The organism is Janthinobacterium sp. 78 (assembly GCF_003096775.1).
Classification (GTDB): Bacteria; Pseudomonadota; Gammaproteobacteria; order Burkholderiales; family Burkholderiaceae_D; genus Janthinobacterium; species Janthinobacterium tructae.
The window spans coordinates 4,791,155-4,808,374 of record NZ_QENT01000001.1; the positions used below are offsets into that span (position 1 = coordinate 4,791,155).

Consider the following 17,220-nt stretch of genomic DNA (forward strand, 5'->3'; position numbering starts at 1 on the left):
TTTGCGACAAAGAGTGCAGGTTTTATCTCATCTGTGACGACGCACCTTTAAAGGGGTGGCTCTTACCGCATCGCCTCCTGCAAACCCGGCGCGAACTCGGCGCCGTGCTTGACCTGCGCGGTGGATGCCTTCAGGGTCGCGCCGATCGGCTCGGCGCGGCCAGCCAGGCACTGCCCCAGGAAGTTTTCCGTCACCGCATTGAAGGCGATGTTGTTGACGGGGCGGGCAAAACCATGGCCTTCGTCGGGGAACAGCACATACGTGACGGGGATACTCTTCGCCGCCATGGCCGCGACGATCTGGTCCGACTCGGCCACGTTGACGCGCGGGTCATTCGCCCCCTGGCCGATCAGCAGCGGGCGCTGGATATTCTGCGCAAAGTTCAGCGGCGAGCGCTCCTTCAGCAGCGCGCGGCCGTCTTCCGTGGTCGGATCGCCCATGCGCTTGTAGAACTGCTGCTTGCCCGCTTCCCAGTACGGCGGAATCGTTTGCAGCAGGGTAAACAGGTTCGACGGGCCGACGATATCGACGCCGCAGGCGAACGTGGTGGGCGTGAATGCCATGCCGGCCAGGGTGGCGTAGCCACCATACGAGCCGCCCATGATGGCCACCTTGTCGGCGCTGGTCACGCCGCGCTTCACGGCCCATTGCACCGCGTCGAGCAAGTCGTCATGCATCTTGCGGCCCCACTGCAGGTCGCCGGCCGAGATGAATTGCTTGCCGAAGCCCGTCGAGCCACGGTAATTCACCGACAGCACCGCGTAGCCGCGGTTGGCCAGCCACTGGTGGTAGCCGTTGTAGCCGTAGGTATCGCGCGCCCATGGCCCGCCGTGCACCAGCAGCACCATCGGCACCGCCTGCGATGGCACGCCGCCGGCGCTCGCCTTCGACGCCTGCGGCAAGGTCAGGTAAGAGACCAGGGTCAGGCCGTCGCGTGCCTTGATTTCCTGTGGGTACATGGGCACCAGCGGCGCCCCCTCCAGCTCCGGGCGCGTCACGTACAGCTGCGTCAGCTTCCTGGTCTTGCGCTCATACAGCCAGCTCGATGCCGGCGCCGTGACGGGGTCGACGCCCACCAGCCACTTGTCGTCGGCTTGCGTGCGCGACGTCACGTTGAACTGGCCCTTGACATGCTTTTTCAGGAAGGCCAGGTCGGCCTTCAGGTCGTCCGTCAGCGGCAGGTATTCCTGCTGCAGATAGTCGACGGAATAGGCTTGCACCTTGCCCGTGCGCGTGTCGTACAGGGCATCAGAAATGTCGGCGCGCGGATCCTGCGCCACCAGCGTGGTCTTGCCGCTGGCGACATCCTGCGCCAGCAGCGCCGAGGTATTGCGGCCGCGCGAGTCGGTCCAGTACAAGGTCTTGCCATCGACCGTAAACGCCAGCGGCGCCGTGGTCTGCGAGTCTTCCAGGCCCACCTCGGTCAGCGGCGTACTCTCGACCTTGCTATCCGTCAGGCGGAAATACTGCATGCCGCCATCGGCGCGCGCCTTGCTGGCCATACGCAAATTGAGCAATTCATCGGCCAGGTAGCCGCCATAGCCATCATTCTGCTGCACCAGGGTCAGCTTGCCGCTGGCCAGCTCCAGGCTGTACACGTCATGCCAGCGCGCATCGCGGTTATTGATGCCCACCAGGATGCGCTCCTTGACCTTGCTGCTGATCTGGACGATCCGCACGCGGGTCTTCTCGAACGGCGTGTAATTGACCTGCTTGCCGCTCACGACATTCACGCCATACAGCAGGAAGTTTTCATCACCGCCCTTGTCCTGGATGAACAGCAGGGTTGTCGAATCGGGCGACCAGAAGCTGCTGCGGATGGGCCGCACCTTCTCTTGCGTCAGCGGACGCGCCTGCGCCAGGTCGCTGGCCGGCGCCACCCATACATTGAGCACGCCATCGCGCGGCGCGATCCACGACAGCCACTTGCCATCCGGGCTGATGCGCCCGCCGGACTTGCTGGGATTGCCAAAGATCTTCGCCCGCTCGATCAGCGGCGGGTGATCGACAGGGGCTTGGGCGTGCGCCGGCAGCGCGGCGACAAACAACAGGGCAGGCAGGGCATAGCGAATCATGGACACCTCATGGTTGTTGGATGAAGGGAAACCTCACACATACATGTGCCAGCAAATCATAGGCGAAAGCCGTGTTGCCAGGTTGATGACAGCGACAGGGGACGGAAATCGGGGGATAGAAGGGTGAAAACGCGGGATGGCAGGTCCGTCAAGTCACTGACGCAGGCGCGGCCAGGGGCTTCCAGGGGCTTACTTGGCAAACGCCGCCAGCCTCGCTTGTCAGTGCCGGATGCCGCGTCGTTCGCGCGCCATTGCAGTGGACTCTGCGGCGAGCACCTTGGCCTGCCAGCGGCGCGAAAAACCTCGCCGGGACTGGCTGATGCCCCCGATCGCATTCTGCCCGGTTTCCTGGGCACAGTGGTCCAGGGCCTGGCGCAGCATCGTATCGACGCTGGTCAGGGAAACCTGATACTCGTCCGCGACTTCCTGGCGCGTCCTTTCGTCGATCCTCAGGGCAAGCAGAACAGAACGGTGCCGATACGGCATGCGCTGCATCGCGCGCTCGACCGCGGCCAAATCGGAGCGGGCCAAGGCAATCAGGTCCGGACCGGGGGCCGGGTCAGTCAGATGCTCGATTGCAGCGTCATCGTCGTACTGCGAAAAGCGCTTGCCGCGCAGCTGGTCCATCGCGACGTTGCATGCCACCCGGTAGACATAGGCGTTCGGGTTTTGCACAAACACGGGGGTGCTCATGCCCGCCAGTCGCAGCCAGGCGTCATGCAGGCAGTCGCTGGCCAGGTCGGGACAACCGAGATTGCGCACCAATTGGCGGTGCAGGCGGGCGTAGTTGGCCGCCAAAAAATCGCCCAGCACGATGCCTTGGCCGTGCTCGCTGAATGGCTGTGCTGCGAACTCATCGGCAATATGGGACGCCTTCAGGCCATCCAGGGTACTCAGATTCATGACGGGTGTGCCTCGGAATTCGGCTGCAAGAATGGGGGAAACGGGATCACAGGCACTGCGGGTGCATGGCCTTCCCCTGCCTGTTCCCTGCACGGGCAGGAAACAGGCGAGGAAACAGGTGGATAACACCGCCGCATGCCACTGATTTAACGCTCCTGCTGCAACTCGCGCCGTTGCTCGGGACTCAAGCGTGCCAGCTGCCTGGCGTCAAAGTCGCGGCCGACGCCAACGAACTGCACCGGACTGGCAGCGTCGTAGGGAACGCCGCGCGACGACTGCAGCCCGGCCCGGGGTGGCGGCGGCGCCTCACCCTCGCCCTCCATCGGCTCGTTGCCAAAGCCGATCAAGCGCACCGTGAAAATCGACGGCAGGTTCTGACGCGCCGTGCTGCGCTCGCGCTGCAGGACGTCCTGCGCAGCGGCCGTTGCCTGCGACGCCGCAGCACTGGCATTGCTCAATGCGCCGACATTCACCGCCGCAATGCTCGGCATGCCCATAGCCTCACCCTTGACGGCGATGTTGGCCGCGTTGAGCACCTGCAGCGCCGCCAGGTTGACATTGCCCGACACGCGGATGCCCGCTTCGCCCGCGTCGATGGTGCCCAGCGGCGCGATCAGGTCGATGTCGCCGGCCGGCACTTCCGGAATCGGCGCCAGCGTGGCGATACCGGCGCCCGTGCTCGGCACGCTGGACGACAGCGTGACGTTGCCCCACTGGTCGTAGACACGCTTGGGCGGCGTGTAGACCACCGTGGTCTTCGAGCCCCGCCCCGCGTTGATGTCGCCTGCGGCCGACCAGCCCAGGATGGCGCCGCCGAAGGTGGTCATGATGCGGCTCTGGCCCAGCAGGATGCTGCCCAGCGAATAGATCGCGATGTCGCCCGCGCCCTGGGTCAGCACGCCCGAGTCGGATGGCGGCGCCTCGCCCTCGATGCCGTAGACCTGGCGGCCGCCCGGCGTCATGAGCTCGATGTCGCCACCAAACAGCGTGCGTACGAAGCCGCTGCGCGGCGTGGCGCCGAGCTCGCCGCGGAACATCGTGATGTCGCCGCTATAGTTGATCGGTGCTCCATCCGCAGCCACCTTGGGGAACAGCGCCGAGATGGCATTGCGCCCGCGCAGGTAGCTGCCGAAGCGCGCGCCGTCGGCGTCGTTGTACTCGCGCCCGCCAGCCTTGAGTTCGGCGAAGTACACCTGGCGCGCAAAGATGCGTTGCTGCGTCGCCGGCAGCGCGTCGAAGAAGGCTTGCGCCTCGCCGGGCGTGCCGGTGAAGCCCAGGCCGTGGACCGGGTCGGCCAGCCAGGTGGCCAGCTCGGCCTCGTAGGTCTTGACGACCTTACCCGGCTGGTCGGCCAGCGGCAGGCCTGCCTGGGCGCGTTTGCCTTCGCCGAGGTAACGCGCCAGAAAGCCCTTGTAGTCGGGGCCGTTCGCGCCCACGCCGGCCAGCATCGAGATGCTCGCGCCGGGCCGGCTGTCGCCCGGCACCACCGGACCCAGGCTGGTCACGCCCGCACGGTCTTCCATCTGGATGTAGCGCCCTGCGGTGATCTCCAGCGTGCCGGGGCCGGCCACGTTAAAACTGCTGTGGATGATGTCGCGTCCGGCCGACACTACCGACACGTCGGTCGGGGCGCTGTGCGCGAACAGGTTGCCCGAGCTGTCATAGCGCGCGCCCACGCCCGCGTCAATGCGCAAGGCCTGGCCGATGGGCGTGCCGCTGCCGACGATATCGCGCCCGGCCACCATCCACACCGGCTGCCCGGCCTCGTAATAAGTCTGGCCAGCGCGTGTCGGGTCGTCGGACGCAAAGACGTTGATGCGGCCCGTGGCCACGCCCACCAGGTCGCCGTGCAGGGCATAGAAGCGCACCGGTTCGCTGCCATGTTCGGCGCCTGCCGAAACAGTGTTGGCACCCAGCGCGAACAATGGCCTGCCATTTTCGATGAGGTTGCCGGCCTCGGCGAGATTGCTCACAACTGTGCCGTTCGCCAGCGTGCCCCGGAAAGCCGGATGGAAGGGCGTGGCCATGGCACTCTCGGCCGCGCCCGAGGGGCTCACGCTGTAGCCGCCGCCATGGATCGAATCGCTGGCAAGAAACTCCAGCAGGCTGTTGGCCGATGGCGCGAGCACCAGCGCGCCGGTCGCCTCTGTCGTTCTGTCCGTGGCCATGCTGCCGTAGTAGAGGCTGCCGCTGGCCGCGACCGCGCTCAGGATCGACGGGTAGACGTGGGCCATGTCAGTCGGGAGCGCGCCGGGGTTAGCCATCTGCGGCGTCAGGTCGCCGCCGGCCGAGAACAAGCGGATGGCGGTGTTCGGCGTCCACAGCGTGAACCAGCTGTCGCCGCTGCCCTTGGCCGCGTCCACCGTGAAGGGGGTACGGTTCTGTATCACGGCGCGGCCCGCGTCGTTGGCGCCCGTCACGACCAGGTCACCGCGCGTGTTCAGCTGGTAGCTCGCATCGCCCGGCACCAGCAGCATGCCGCCCTGCGACACCGCGCGCCCGGCCGAGAACGGATCGAGGGTCCGGGTGTCGCGTTCGGACACCTGGGCGGTGTACTGCGCATAGCGCAGCGACTGGGTGCCCATCGCACCGGCTTGCATCTGCACGTCGCCGCGCAGGTTGATGACGGCGCCGTTGAGCACTGCGTCGGTCTGGATGTCGTTCAAGGGATCCCGTGCCAAGGGGTTGAGTGCGCCGCCGACGCGCAGGCTCAGATCGCCCCCACCGGTGAGCGCCAAGCTGCCATCGGCCAGCACGCGGCCGGTGCCGCCCACGGCCAGCACCAGGCCGTCGCTGCGCAGGTTGTCCGTGCCGGTGCGAACGGCCGTGCCCCGCTGGGACACAAGGCCCGCGTCGCCGCCCACGTCTACGCGCAAGTCGCCGCCGCCCAGCGTACCGTAACCGGTAAAGCCCACCAGCGTGTCGGTCGTGCCGCGCGTGGCGTAGCTGCCGAAGTTGATCCACCAGGCCGCAGCCTGATCGTTGCCTCCCCCGAGCGTGCTACCGCTGCCCTGGCGCCACAGCCAGTTGGCGGTGTCGTTGGTCGTCACGCCCTTATCGGCCGGGTTCGGGCGGCCGACGCCGGTCGAGGTGATGGCCTGCACCACCTCGCCGGTCAGGTTGCCGCCGACCTGCAGCGTGAGGTTGCCGCCGCCGGCCGGGTACCAGGCGCGCGCCAGGCTCTCGGCCCCGCCGTTGACGAACTTCTCGTAGCCCTTGTTCTTGTCGCTCAGCACCGTGCCGCTGCTACCCACCACGCGCGGCAAGTTGTACGGGTCGCCGGCCTGCGTGGCCTGCGACGAGGCGCCGGCCGTATAGACCCCGTAGAGCGAGTTCATGCCCAGGTTGCCGGCCGCGCGCAGGTCAAGGTCGGCAGCGCCGGTGCGCAGCACACTGAAGCGGGTGCTGCCAGGCAGGTATTCGTAGTAGATGTTCACGGGCAGCGAGACGCAATAACTGGAACCTCCCTCACACAGCGCGTTGGCCGTCTTGAACCCGCCTTTGGTCAACCGCACAACGTCGGCATCGAGAATCGGCGTATCCGCAAGCGCAGGTTCTTTGAATCTCCGGGCTGCGGACGCCGACCAATTGAACGCATAGACGGGCGTGCAATAGGATCCGTTCGCCGCGCACAGCGCCGCAGCGGTCTGGTATCTGCCGCCCATGAGTTGCTGGGCGACTTCGTCGGTGATTTCTACGCCTGCCTTCAAGCCCAGATCGGTAGCCGCGAGCGATGTCCACGCGAACGCGCCCTTGAACGGCAGCGCCTTGGCGAACAGGCCGTAGTGGCTATCGGCCAGGCGCAGGTCACCCGCTGCAGGGTGCTGCTGCAGCGTGCGCGCATCGGCCGCACTCAGATCAGCGCCAGCCACCAGTTGCAGCGACCACGACTGCGAGCCTTCCGGCAGCATCGCGGCGGCGCCCCACAGCCGGCCCGCGCCGCCAGGGCGAAGCTCGACGGACTTGGCGTCGCCCGGCAGCTTGATGTCGGTCGAAGAAGGCAGCAGCGCGCCCACGGACAGGGCCGTGTCGCCCTGCATCAGGTACTTCGCGCCCACGGCCGGCAGCGCGATGCCCTTGGGCCAGACCAGCGCGTCCAGCGTGGTGGCGCCCGGCAGGCGCGTGCCGGCGTCCAGGCGCGTGCCTTGAGGCAGCGTCACGGTTTCGCCCGCGATGCTGCCGGCCGCGTGAATAATCTGGCCCAAGGCATCGCGCACGTTGGCAGCGAGCACGGTGCCGGCGGGCAGCAGCATCTCCGCCGTCAATGCGCTGGACACGGGGATCAGTGTGCCGGCAGCGAAATCACTTGATTGGATCGGCAGGTCGAAGTTGAGCGCGTTGCCGCCTTCGAACACCGTGCCATCGGCCAGCACGATGCCTGCACGCGGAATCACCGTGTCGGCGCCCAAGAAGTTGATACCCGACAGCAACAACCAGCCTTTATCGTCCTGCGTGGCGGGCGGCGGCGCGAAGCCGTCGTTGATGCTGCCGTAGATATCGAGATTGCCGGCCGCGCGGATACGCACGGTGCCGACTTCGCCCGAACCAGAGACGCCGGTCTTCTGCGTGTGCAGGTTGACGCTGGCGTAGCGGTAGCCCGACAGGTCCAGGTCACCCGACACCACGATGTCGCCACCCGGGTTGGTCAGCGCATTGCTCACGATCTCGATGCCGGGGCGCAGATGGAAGGCGTCGGCATAAGCCGGCTTGCGCAGGCCGGCGAGCTTGCCGGTCATGAGACTTGCACGGGCCAGTGCGGCATCGATGAAATCGCTGTTGTCGTCGTGCTTGTCCTTCAGCCAGGCCTGGGTGATCTCCTGGTAGGGTCGTCCGCTGGCAGTCGGCGTGCTGACCAGCGGGGCGTCGTCGTAGCGTTGCATGGCGTTGACTGCAATGGAGCGAGCGCCGCGGATGTCGAGCGCGCCGCGCGCGTCGATGGCGATGTCGCCATAGACCGGCGCATCGCTTGTCCCATTGATTCCCGGCAAGCCGTTGGCACCGATGCGCGGCGCCGAGAGGTCGAACGTGCCGCGTGCGCGGCCGTCGTTCTGCCCCGGCTGCGTACCCAGGGTCGCGGCCGTGCCATGGCGCAGGTCGATGCGTGCGCCGTCCGCCAGCGTCAGCACGCCGCCCTGCGTGCTCAGGTCGACGATGGCGCGGTTGGGCGAATCGATGATCTTGCCGTAGCTATCCACGCGCAGCAGCGTGCCGTGCGCATCGAGAACGGCAGAGCCCGCCACCGTCAGGGCGTTCTTCGCCGCGAGGGAGATGCGGCCTACGCGCTCGCCGCTGGCGTCGACGGTGCCGTTGACCGTCAGGCTGCCGTTGTCGACCGATACGTTGACCTCGCCTGCCTTCAGGCCGTCGCCGATGTTAAGGTCGCCCTGCTTGAGCTGGAAGGTGCGCGTGCCGGACACGCCGCCTTCGTTGAGCCGCTGGTTGAGGGATGCAAACTGGCTGTCGAGCGCTGCGCCATCACCGAGATGCTGTGCGCGGATTTCCACGCCGCCTGCCAGATACTGCACCAGCGTGCCACCCGCGCCGTAGCGCCCCGTGCTGCCGCCACGGATCGCGCCCTGCAGATCGACCACGCCGGCCTGGTCGCCCAGCGCCAACGCCTTGAGCGTGCCGGCGCGGTTGTTATGCGCCGACAGGTCGATCACCGAGCCCGCAGCCTGGCGCACATTGCCGGCCAGGCTTTCGAGCGTGACGTCGCCGCCCCAGCTGTACCTGGACACGTCGTTGAAATCGATCTTGCGGCCGGCCAGGTCGAGCTGCGCGCGCCCGGTCAGCGTGAGGTCCTTGTCGGCGCTGATCACGAGCTTGCCGCTGGGCAGCGCCAGCATGGTGTCGACGATCACGTCACGGCCCGCAAGGTGCAGTTCCGCGCCGAGTGCGGCATCGGCGACCGGTGTGGTCGCCGGCACCGAAGCGCTCACGCGCAGGTCGCCGCCCGTGGTGATGCGGTTGACCGAGCCCGCCGCGCCTGTCACCAACGGCGCGTCGATGCTGAGGTTGCCGCCGCTGTAGGCATAACCCTTGCCGGCTTCATACGCGCCTTGCGACTGGTAGACCGACAGGCTGCCCTTCTGGTTGGCCGTGACGCGCTCACTGGCGGTGAGTCGCACGTCGGCAAAGCCCAGCGCCAGACGCGCATCGTCGCTGGTGCCCGTGGCTTGCGCGCCTGGGCCATAGCCGAATTCAATGGTCCCGGCCTCGATGGCCAGCGTACCGCTGCCGGTGCCGGCGCCGCCCGTGACTGCGGCGCCGGGCGCCACGGTCGATCCCTTCCAGATCAGTTTGCCGGTGCGGATGGTCGCCACATCGCCCGCCGCGCCCGCGCCATAAATGGCGGGCGTGCCCAGCACCAGGCGCGCGAGCGTGGATTTGCCGGTGGCCGGGTCGATGGTGTCGAGCGAGGCGCTGCCGAAGAATCGCAGACCGCCGCTGGCGTTGAGTTGCAACGTCTCGAGCGCCGGGGCGCCGTAATGCGTGTCACCGCGCAGCAGGCGATTGAGCACGCCCTGGTTCAACACCAGGCCGGAAGGCAGCGTGTTGCGCGCGGCCGCATCGGCCAGCACCGCGCTGTCGCCGACGTTGATGCCCTGTACTGCCAGCGTGAGGTTGCGCGTGCCGTAGCGCACCGTGTCATCGAGCACGAAACGGTCGGGCGTGGACAGCGCGATGGTGCCCTCGGAATACAGCTCGGTCTGGCCCGCGCAGGGCGAGACGACACACACGCCGACTTGCAGGCTGCGGTTGCCCAACCTGTCGACACTGGGTGGTACCGGCAGCATGCTGAGCACGCCGTTGGACACGGCCACCAAATTGCCGGCCGAGCCCGCGTAGACGAAGCCGTCGGCCGAGTCGTAGGCCGCGCGGCCCTTGCCCAGCGTGCGGATCGCCGCACCCTGCTCGATCACGAGATGACTCGGGTTATCGGTGTTGGTGGCATCGGCCAGCAGGAACACCTCGGGTGCCGACAGCACCGCACCCTGGCGCAACGTGAGGCTGTTCGTGCCCGTGCCGAACATCACGATGCGGCCGCCCGGGCCGTAGGTCACGTACTGCAGACCGCCGAGCATGAGCCGCGAGGCACCCATCGCATTGAGCGCATCAGCATTCAGCGTCACGCCCTCGAAGCCGGTCGTGGCGTTCGCACCGCCGCCCACGATCTCAATCTGGCTTTGAGGCCCACCAGATCCCGCAAAAACGGCCACCGTGCCGCCGTAGCCGCCCTTGGCCGCGTCGAAGCGGCCGATGCCCCCGAAGTGGAAAGCGTCGACGCCGGCGCCGGTGTTCGGCATGAGGGCCAGCAGCAGCGTGCGCGCGTCGGCCGGCGCCATCGCGCGCGGCACGCCGATGCGCGCGGCGTCGTTCACGATGAACTGGTTGAACGAGGTCTCGTTGTACTGCGAGTAGCTGCGCAGCACCTCGGCCGGTGTGAGGATAGCCTGGCGGAACAGCGTATCGCTGATGGCGGTATTGGCGATGCCGAGCCGCGCGGCGGCCGACCACGAGCCGTTGCGCATCGCGCTACCGGGCTGCGCCGCGCCCTGGCCGGCGCTGCCGTTGAGCTCGACGCGGAAGGCGCCGGGCAACAGGGCATAGGTGGAAGGCATCAGCGTGTAGGTACCCGCGGGCAAGCCCGGCACGCCGGCGCCCAGCGTGATCTGCTGGCCGATCAGCGGGTCGACCGCGCCACGTTCGCCGCCCACCGGGGCGACCGGGGCTTGCACGCCGGGCACGACGGCATACACCGGGTTGCCCACGAGACCGGGCAGGCTGAAACTGCCATCGGCCGCAGTGCGCACCAGCGGGTGGTAGCGTGCATCGGTCGAGCCGCCGCGGCCACCGATAAAAGCAGAGCCCGTGAGTTCGCCGCCGCCAGAGAGGTCCAGCACCGCGCCGGGCTGCACATTGGCGCTCGCACCGCCCAGCGTGATGCCGACCGTCAGCGTCTGGCCGTACGAGCCGGCGCCGCCCACGCCGATCAACTCGACCTTCGTGCCGTCGTAGAGGTAGTTCAGGCCGTCGACCGTGCCGCCATAAGGCATCAGCAGGCCGTTGCCACTGACCGAGGTCAGGCTCCCAGGCAGGAAGTCGACCCGCGTGGTGTTTGCGTCACCGATGCGCAGGCTGCCCAGCGGCACGCGCAGCACGCCGCCCTGCTCGATGGTCGCGGCGCCGAGCGCCAGGCCGCCGAAGGCCGTATAGGGCACCGCCGGTGCGGCCTGACCCTTGCCTTCGATGCGCAGCACGCGATCCGGTGCATAAGTTCCGTCGTGCAGCACACCCGCCTGGATCGAGGCCGAGACACCGATGGCCGGGTAGATTTGCGCAGCCCGCAGCGTGAGGTCGCCCGGGGTGGCCAGGCTGGTCGTCGGCACCCCGTTGGTCAAGGCCGGCACGTCGGACAGAAAGCGCAAGTCGCCGTCGCTTTGCAGCGTGGTCTGGCCAAAGCCGCGCCGCTCGACCCTGATGCTGCCTGGGTTCTCCGGCGCGTCGATGTCGGACGATAGCGGTATGTCGCCGTTGACACCGGACATTCGAACCGCCGAGCGCACATCGATGAGGCCGGCATGCACCTCGAGATGCGCCTCGGAGGGTAGCCAGTCGCCGGTGCCGATGACGCCGAAGCGACCTCGGGTCACGTCCAACGCTACGCTCTGCGTGATGCCGGCCAGCCGCACGTAGGGCGCTTCCAGCGTGATGTGCGCGTCATCGCGCGCGTTGTTGGCCAGCATCAGCGCGCCGTAGGCCGACAGGCTCTGGCCGAGCCGCAAGCTGGCGTTGTCTTCCAGGCTGATGCCGCCCGCGCTGAGCAGCGCGAGGTTATCGAAGCCGCCCCGTGTGACGGTGTCGCCGCCCAGCCGGCCGTGGCCATACACCAGCGCCGCATCGGCCGCGCCGGGGGCCAGTCCGGCCGGCAGGTCCGATGGACCCTGCAGCCCGCCGATCACCAGGTCGCGGTAGTTGCGCACCGCGTTCTCGGCCAGCGTGTATTCCGCCGAACCGGAACTCATGCGCACTTCGGGTGATTCCAGCGCGACTTGCAGCGTGCCGCCGGCCGCGCCCGCGCCGCCCGAGCGGGCCCGCAGTTCGCCGTCAAGGTAGAGGCCGTTGTTCGAGGCCAGCGCGATATGCCCGCCGCGGCTCGCGAGCGCGACCGGGCCGGCATCGCCCATGTCGAGCACGGCGGCGGTGCCCGAGGCATCGAGCAAGGCACCCTCGCGCACGACGATGAAGCCGTTGGCAGCCGTGGCCGAACCGTCGCTTTCCTTGATCTCGCCGCCAATCACGATGCTGCCGCCGTCGCGCACGATGCCGTAGCGCCGGCCCTGCGCATCGAGCGCGGTCGCGGGCGTGGCGGACACGTCGATCACCGCCTGCTCGCCGATCCAGATAGAGCGGCTGTGCGCCACGTCCACGGCGGGCTCCTGCTCCATGCGCGTGAGGTCGAGGTTCTTCAGCGAAATGCTGCCGCCGTGCGCCTGCAGCCGGCCTTGCAGCGTGAGTTGCCCGACGCTGCGCATGTCGATGGCTTGGCCGGGGTCGACCGTGATCAGCGCACCCTGTCCGATGACCGCAGCCACCGTCGGCAGGTCGGCCGCCAGGGTCTGCGACGTGCCCGCCTGCAGGCTCAGGCTCGCGCCCGCGCGCTGCGCGAGCACGCCCTTGACGGCATCCTCGGCGTAGAGCGGCGGCGTCCAGGCTTGCAACGCTTTGCCCGTGTCAAAGGTGGTCGCGACATTCCTGGCTTCGGGCCTTACGCGCAGCACCGGCATCGTCACCTCGACCTGCGTGCCGTCGGCCACCGTGACGCCGCGGTCACCGATGAGTGTGTAGCGGCTGAAGCCCTTGTCGAAGAAGTTGCCGGCCAGCACCAGCGTGCCAGCATCGGCCGCAGCCACCGATCCGTCGTTGACGAGTACCTGGCCGGCCTGCAGGCTCAGCGTGCCGCCACCCGAAGTGCCCCAGCCGCGCAGCGCGCCATCGATCGCCAGCACGCCCTCGCCACCGCCGGTCTGCGCATTCGCCTGCAGCCGGACGTCGCCGCCCTTGCCGCCGCGCTGCAAGGTGCCGTTGGCCAGCAAGGCCGCACCCGAGGACACGTCGATGACGCTACCCTGGGCCAGCAGCACGTCGCCGCTGCTGCGGATCGACACGCTGCCGCCATTGCGCCAGGCCATCGCGTGCGTATCGACCGGATCGATACGCAGGTTGCTCCACAGGCCGCGCGTGTCCAGTGCCACGCCCTGGGCCACCGCCACGCCCGCGCGCACGCCTTCGGGTGTGGTGATCTGTGTGGTGTCATCGAGGTAGTTGGTGCTGGCCTGCGCAAACGTGTCGCCCAGGCGGATGCTGCCGCCGTGCGCCGTGAGGTTCGCGTTCACCCCGACCTTCGGGGCGTAGAGCGCGATGTCGCCGCCATTGCCCAGCGTCAGCGCCGAGTCCACCGTGATCGCGTTCGCGGCCGCAATGCGCACCGCGCCCAGCGAGAAGCCGTTGAGCAACGTGGTGTCGAGGATCAACGTGTCCTGGCGCGCGGCGGGCAACGCCGCCGTGAGGTCGAGGCCGGCAGCGATGCGTTCGGCCGTGTCGCTCAGCACCACGTCCTTCACGCCCGCGGTGTCGAGCCGGCGGTGCATCAGGCCGGTGCTCTTGTCGTAGAGGGTGCTGTAGGTGCCGACCACCAGCTGCCCGCCGCGCGCCACCGCCACCTGCGACTGGTCATACCCGTCGAGTCCGACCTGCGCCGCCTGCGTCTGGCCGCTTCCCTGGAAGGTGTCGCCCGCGATGTCGCCCTCGATCACCGCACTCTTCGTCCCGATCACCAACAGGCCGGCATCGCGGCCCACCGTGTAACCGTTTTCCAGCCGGCGCTGTTGTCCGATCAGCGGGTTGTAGTAATAGCCGGTCGCCTTCTCACCCCAGCGTTCGTGCTTGTCCTCGTAGCCTTTGTAGACGCCCGTGTAGCGCTGGTCACCGGGCGCCTTGTTCACGTCATACAGCCGCCCATCAGTCCCCTTGAGCCACGTCTGATGGATAAAACCGCTCTGCACATTGACAGTGCCGCCCGAGAGATTGATGTTCGAGCCGGCCTGCGTGACCACATCGTTGCCGCCGAAGCGCAGCGTGCCGCCCTGCGCCATCCATTCACCCACAGTATGCCCCGCCGTACCCAGATACCCGCCGACTTCGAGCAGGCCGCCGGCGGTGTACCAGCGGTCGGTGGCGTAGCCGTTCGTGCCCTTGGGTACGAACACCAGGCTGCGGCGGTCGATCCACACGTCGTTGCTGCTGAGGGTCTTGCCATCCCGGTTGAGCGGCGCATCGCGCTGTTCGTTGCCCTGGATGTTGACCTTGACGTTGTTCGATTCCATGGCCAGGTTCACGCCCACGGCGCCGGAGACGTCGATCCGGGCGCGCTCACGCACCAGGCTGCGCTGGGCTGCATGGATGTCGATCTGACCACCGGTGGCCAGGGTCAGGGAGTCGCTCTGGAAGTCGACTGTGCCGCCACTGGCGATCTCGATGCGCGACTGGTCGCGGCGGTCGGTGATGGCCACGATGTTCTCGGCAGCCGTGATGGCAGGTCCCCGCAGGCCATCGCGCTGGCTGTCCAAGGCAGTAGTCTTGCCGTCGTCCTCGATCACCACGGCGGTAGTAGCACCCCGGCCAAAGGCGACCTTGCCGTCCGCGCCGATGGCATTGAGGTGCACGCTGCCGCGGGTGTTGACGCTGGTGCTGGCGAGTACGACACCGTTTTGCTGGACGTCACGCCCCAGCATCGTCACGTCGCCCTCGCGAGCCTGGATCAGGCCGGTGTTGCTGACCTTGCCCGACAGGCTGTCGCTGCTGAACTGTGGGGTAATCTCGTTGCCGCGCGTGGTCGACGCCTGGTTGCCGTCGGTGCCGACACCCTTCTTGATGACGAAGCTGTCGCCGGCCGCGAGCGCGGTCTGGCCTTTCTGCGTGGCGATGTCGCCCGCGTTGTGCACCTCTTTGCCGAGCAGCAGGACATAGCCGCCGCCTTCGGTGGAAGTCTTCGGGGCCAGCGTGGCGATCCGCGCGCCGGCCTGGATCTCTACCCTGCCCTCGGCGTTGGTGAAGCTGGGTTCGCTGGCGTTGGCCGTGTAGATGCCGCTGGTCTTGAACTGGCCGTCGCCGATCCCGGCGGCGGCGGCGATGAGATTGCGCGTGTTGACCTGGCTGCTGCCATTGAAGACGATGCCGTTGCGGTTGACGATGAGCACCGTGCCATCGGCCTTGATCTGGCCCTGGATCTGCGAGGGGCGTGCCTGCGGATCGTTGACGCGGTTGAGGACGGCCCAATCCTTCTGCTGCCTGAACTCAACCGTCGTGTTGCGCCCGACATTGAAGGTCTCCCAGTTCAGGATGGCCTTGTCGCCGGTCTGCACAATGGCGACGTTGCTGCGACCGTCGAGCTGGCTAAGCTCCGGCGCATTCGCGTTGTGCCAGCCCGCCGTCAGCGAGTTGGTGTCGATTTTCAGGCCGCCCGCGCTCATGCCATCGGGGACGGATGCCCCATTCGCGGCCGCCAGGCGGGCGGCGGCCTGGGCCGACTGCTGCGCCGCGATGCCGCGCGCGGCCAGGTTCAGATTGCTGATCGAGCGCTGCAGTTGCTCATTGGCCTTCTGCTGCTGTCCGAGCGGGCTCGTCAGGTTTGATGCGGGCAGGCCGTTGGGCAGCCGGCCCGTTTGCGACGCCGTGTCCCGGAACGCGCCCTTGTCGGCAAACCATGCCGGACTGAACGTGCGCTGCGCATGGGCCGGCAGCGTTACCGCGCCTGCGACCAGTGTCAGCGCGATGGCCCGCGCCAACGGTGCCAGCCTGAATACCCGATCCTGTTTGCGTATCGTTTGATTTTCCTTGCCACTGCGCCCGCGTGTGTTCATGTAAGTTTCCGCCTGGTCATTGAGTCGATGCCGTTCGGCTGACCGTCTCGCGCCGGCCAGCCACATTCATGAAGGCTTTCCGCAGCGCAGCCGCCTGGCGTCTGCAACAGAAAAAGCCCCTATGTATGGGTGACGAACAGCACCACGCAAATACCGCAAACTTTTTTGAAACTTTTTTCGCAGCCCCCGACATGCCCTGTGCAAGGTCGCACGGAGCCGCCATGCCAAGCGAGGAAGAAAGGCGCTCAGCTCAAGAGCAACAATCCCGCCGGTAGCGGCCGGGCGTGCAGCTGAAACGATTCCTGCAACTGCCACAGCGCCAGATCCAGCGACGCCGTGAAAAAGCGCCCGCTGACCGGCTTGTTGCGCACGGCATCGTTCATCAGCACCACGCGACCGGAGCGGTAACGATTGATTTCGTCGAGCACCTCGGCCAGAGGGGCCTGGTTAAACACCAGCATCCCTTGACGCCAGGCCGACACTGTTTTCGGGTCGATGCTGGCGATGTCGCCCAGCGAGCTGGCGCCATAAACCATTTGCTGACGAGCATGGAGTTGACGCGCGCCTGCAGGATGTTGCACGCGGACGCTGCCTTCGATACAGGTGACACAGACCTTGCCATTCAGATGACGCACTTCGAGCCGGCCGGATTCGAGCAGGCTGCGGCCAACGCCGGCCACCACCGCAAAAGCCCTGCCGCCTGTCAAATCGATGGCCGCCTCGCCCGTGATCAGGTCCAGGCCGACCAATTTGCCGCCATCGGTCTGGCGGCGAACACTGGTTCGCGTGTTCAGCATGACATCGACACCGGCGGACAGCGCCAGCGTGCGCCGCTCCCCGGTGGCGGTGCGGTCATCCGCATTCCACTCCTCCGGCGCCGGCCACAAATCCAGCGGCGGATGAAGCACGGCCACGCCAGCGACCGCCGCCGCACTGATGGCAGCACCGAGGAAGGCCCGCCGTCCACCCGGCACCAGGCGAGGACGGCACGCGCCCAGCGTCGCCGCTTCCGGCTTGACGCGCAGCAACTCGCGGGCCGGTGCCTCAATCGCATCCCAGCGGCGCTTCACATCGTTGTATGCGGCTTGATGCAAGGGACTCGCTTTGACCCAGCGCCTGAACTGCTGTGCATCGACTTCGCGCGCGTCGCCTGAAGTGAGCAGGCGCAACCAGTCCCACGCCTGGGCTTCCAGCCCGGAGGGCGAAGTGGCGTGACTGCTGTTCTTGGGCGGCGGCGTCTTCATCGTGTCATATCCAGCGGCCAGACTCGGCCGTAAAGCAGGAAACCGGCAGGCTGCCGCGTGTTGCGTACATGTATT

4 protein-coding genes are annotated in these 17,220 nt (G+C 67.4%); all 4 read right to left on the bottom strand.

Annotated elements, in window-relative coordinates; all coding sequences use genetic code 11:
• Positions 1-62: 62 nt before the first annotated feature.
• Positions 63-2,075: a S9 family peptidase gene (locus C8C92_RS21175; protein WP_116745157.1), complete on the bottom strand. Its 2,013-nt coding sequence runs from the start codon at positions 2,073-2,075 to the stop codon at positions 63-65.
• A gap of 219 nt (positions 2,076-2,294) precedes the next feature.
• Positions 2,295-2,978: an RNA polymerase sigma factor gene (locus tag C8C92_RS21180; protein WP_116745158.1), complete on the bottom strand. Its 684-nt coding sequence runs from the start codon at positions 2,976-2,978 to the stop codon at positions 2,295-2,297.
• A 146-nt stretch (positions 2,979-3,124) separates the two neighbouring features.
• Positions 3,125-15,901, bottom strand: a complete 12,777-nt coding sequence (locus C8C92_RS21185) for a filamentous haemagglutinin family protein (RefSeq protein WP_116745159.1) — start codon at positions 15,899-15,901, stop codon at positions 3,125-3,127.
• A 245-nt stretch (positions 15,902-16,146) separates the two neighbouring features.
• The gene (locus C8C92_RS21190) at positions 16,147-17,145 is read right to left on the bottom strand and encodes a DUF4880 domain-containing protein (RefSeq protein WP_116745160.1); all 999 of its coding nucleotides are present in this window, start codon (positions 17,143-17,145) and stop codon (positions 16,147-16,149) included.
• Positions 17,146-17,220 lie beyond the last annotated feature (75 nt).

Excerpts from the sequence above, each read along its gene's own strand:
- C8C92_RS21175 (WP_116745157.1), bottom strand. The coding sequence starts at position 2,075 with ATGATTCGCTATGCCCTGCCTGCCCTGTTGTTTGTCGCCGCGCTGCCG.
- C8C92_RS21180 (WP_116745158.1), bottom strand. The coding sequence starts at position 2,978 with ATGAATCTGAGTACCCTGGATGGCCTGAAGGCGTCCCATATTGCCGAT.
- C8C92_RS21185 (WP_116745159.1), bottom strand. The coding sequence starts at position 15,901 with ATGAACACACGCGGGCGCAGTGGCAAGGAAAATCAAACGATACGCAAA.
- C8C92_RS21190 (WP_116745160.1), bottom strand. The coding sequence starts at position 17,145 with ATGAAGACGCCGCCGCCCAAGAACAGCAGTCACGCCACTTCGCCCTCC.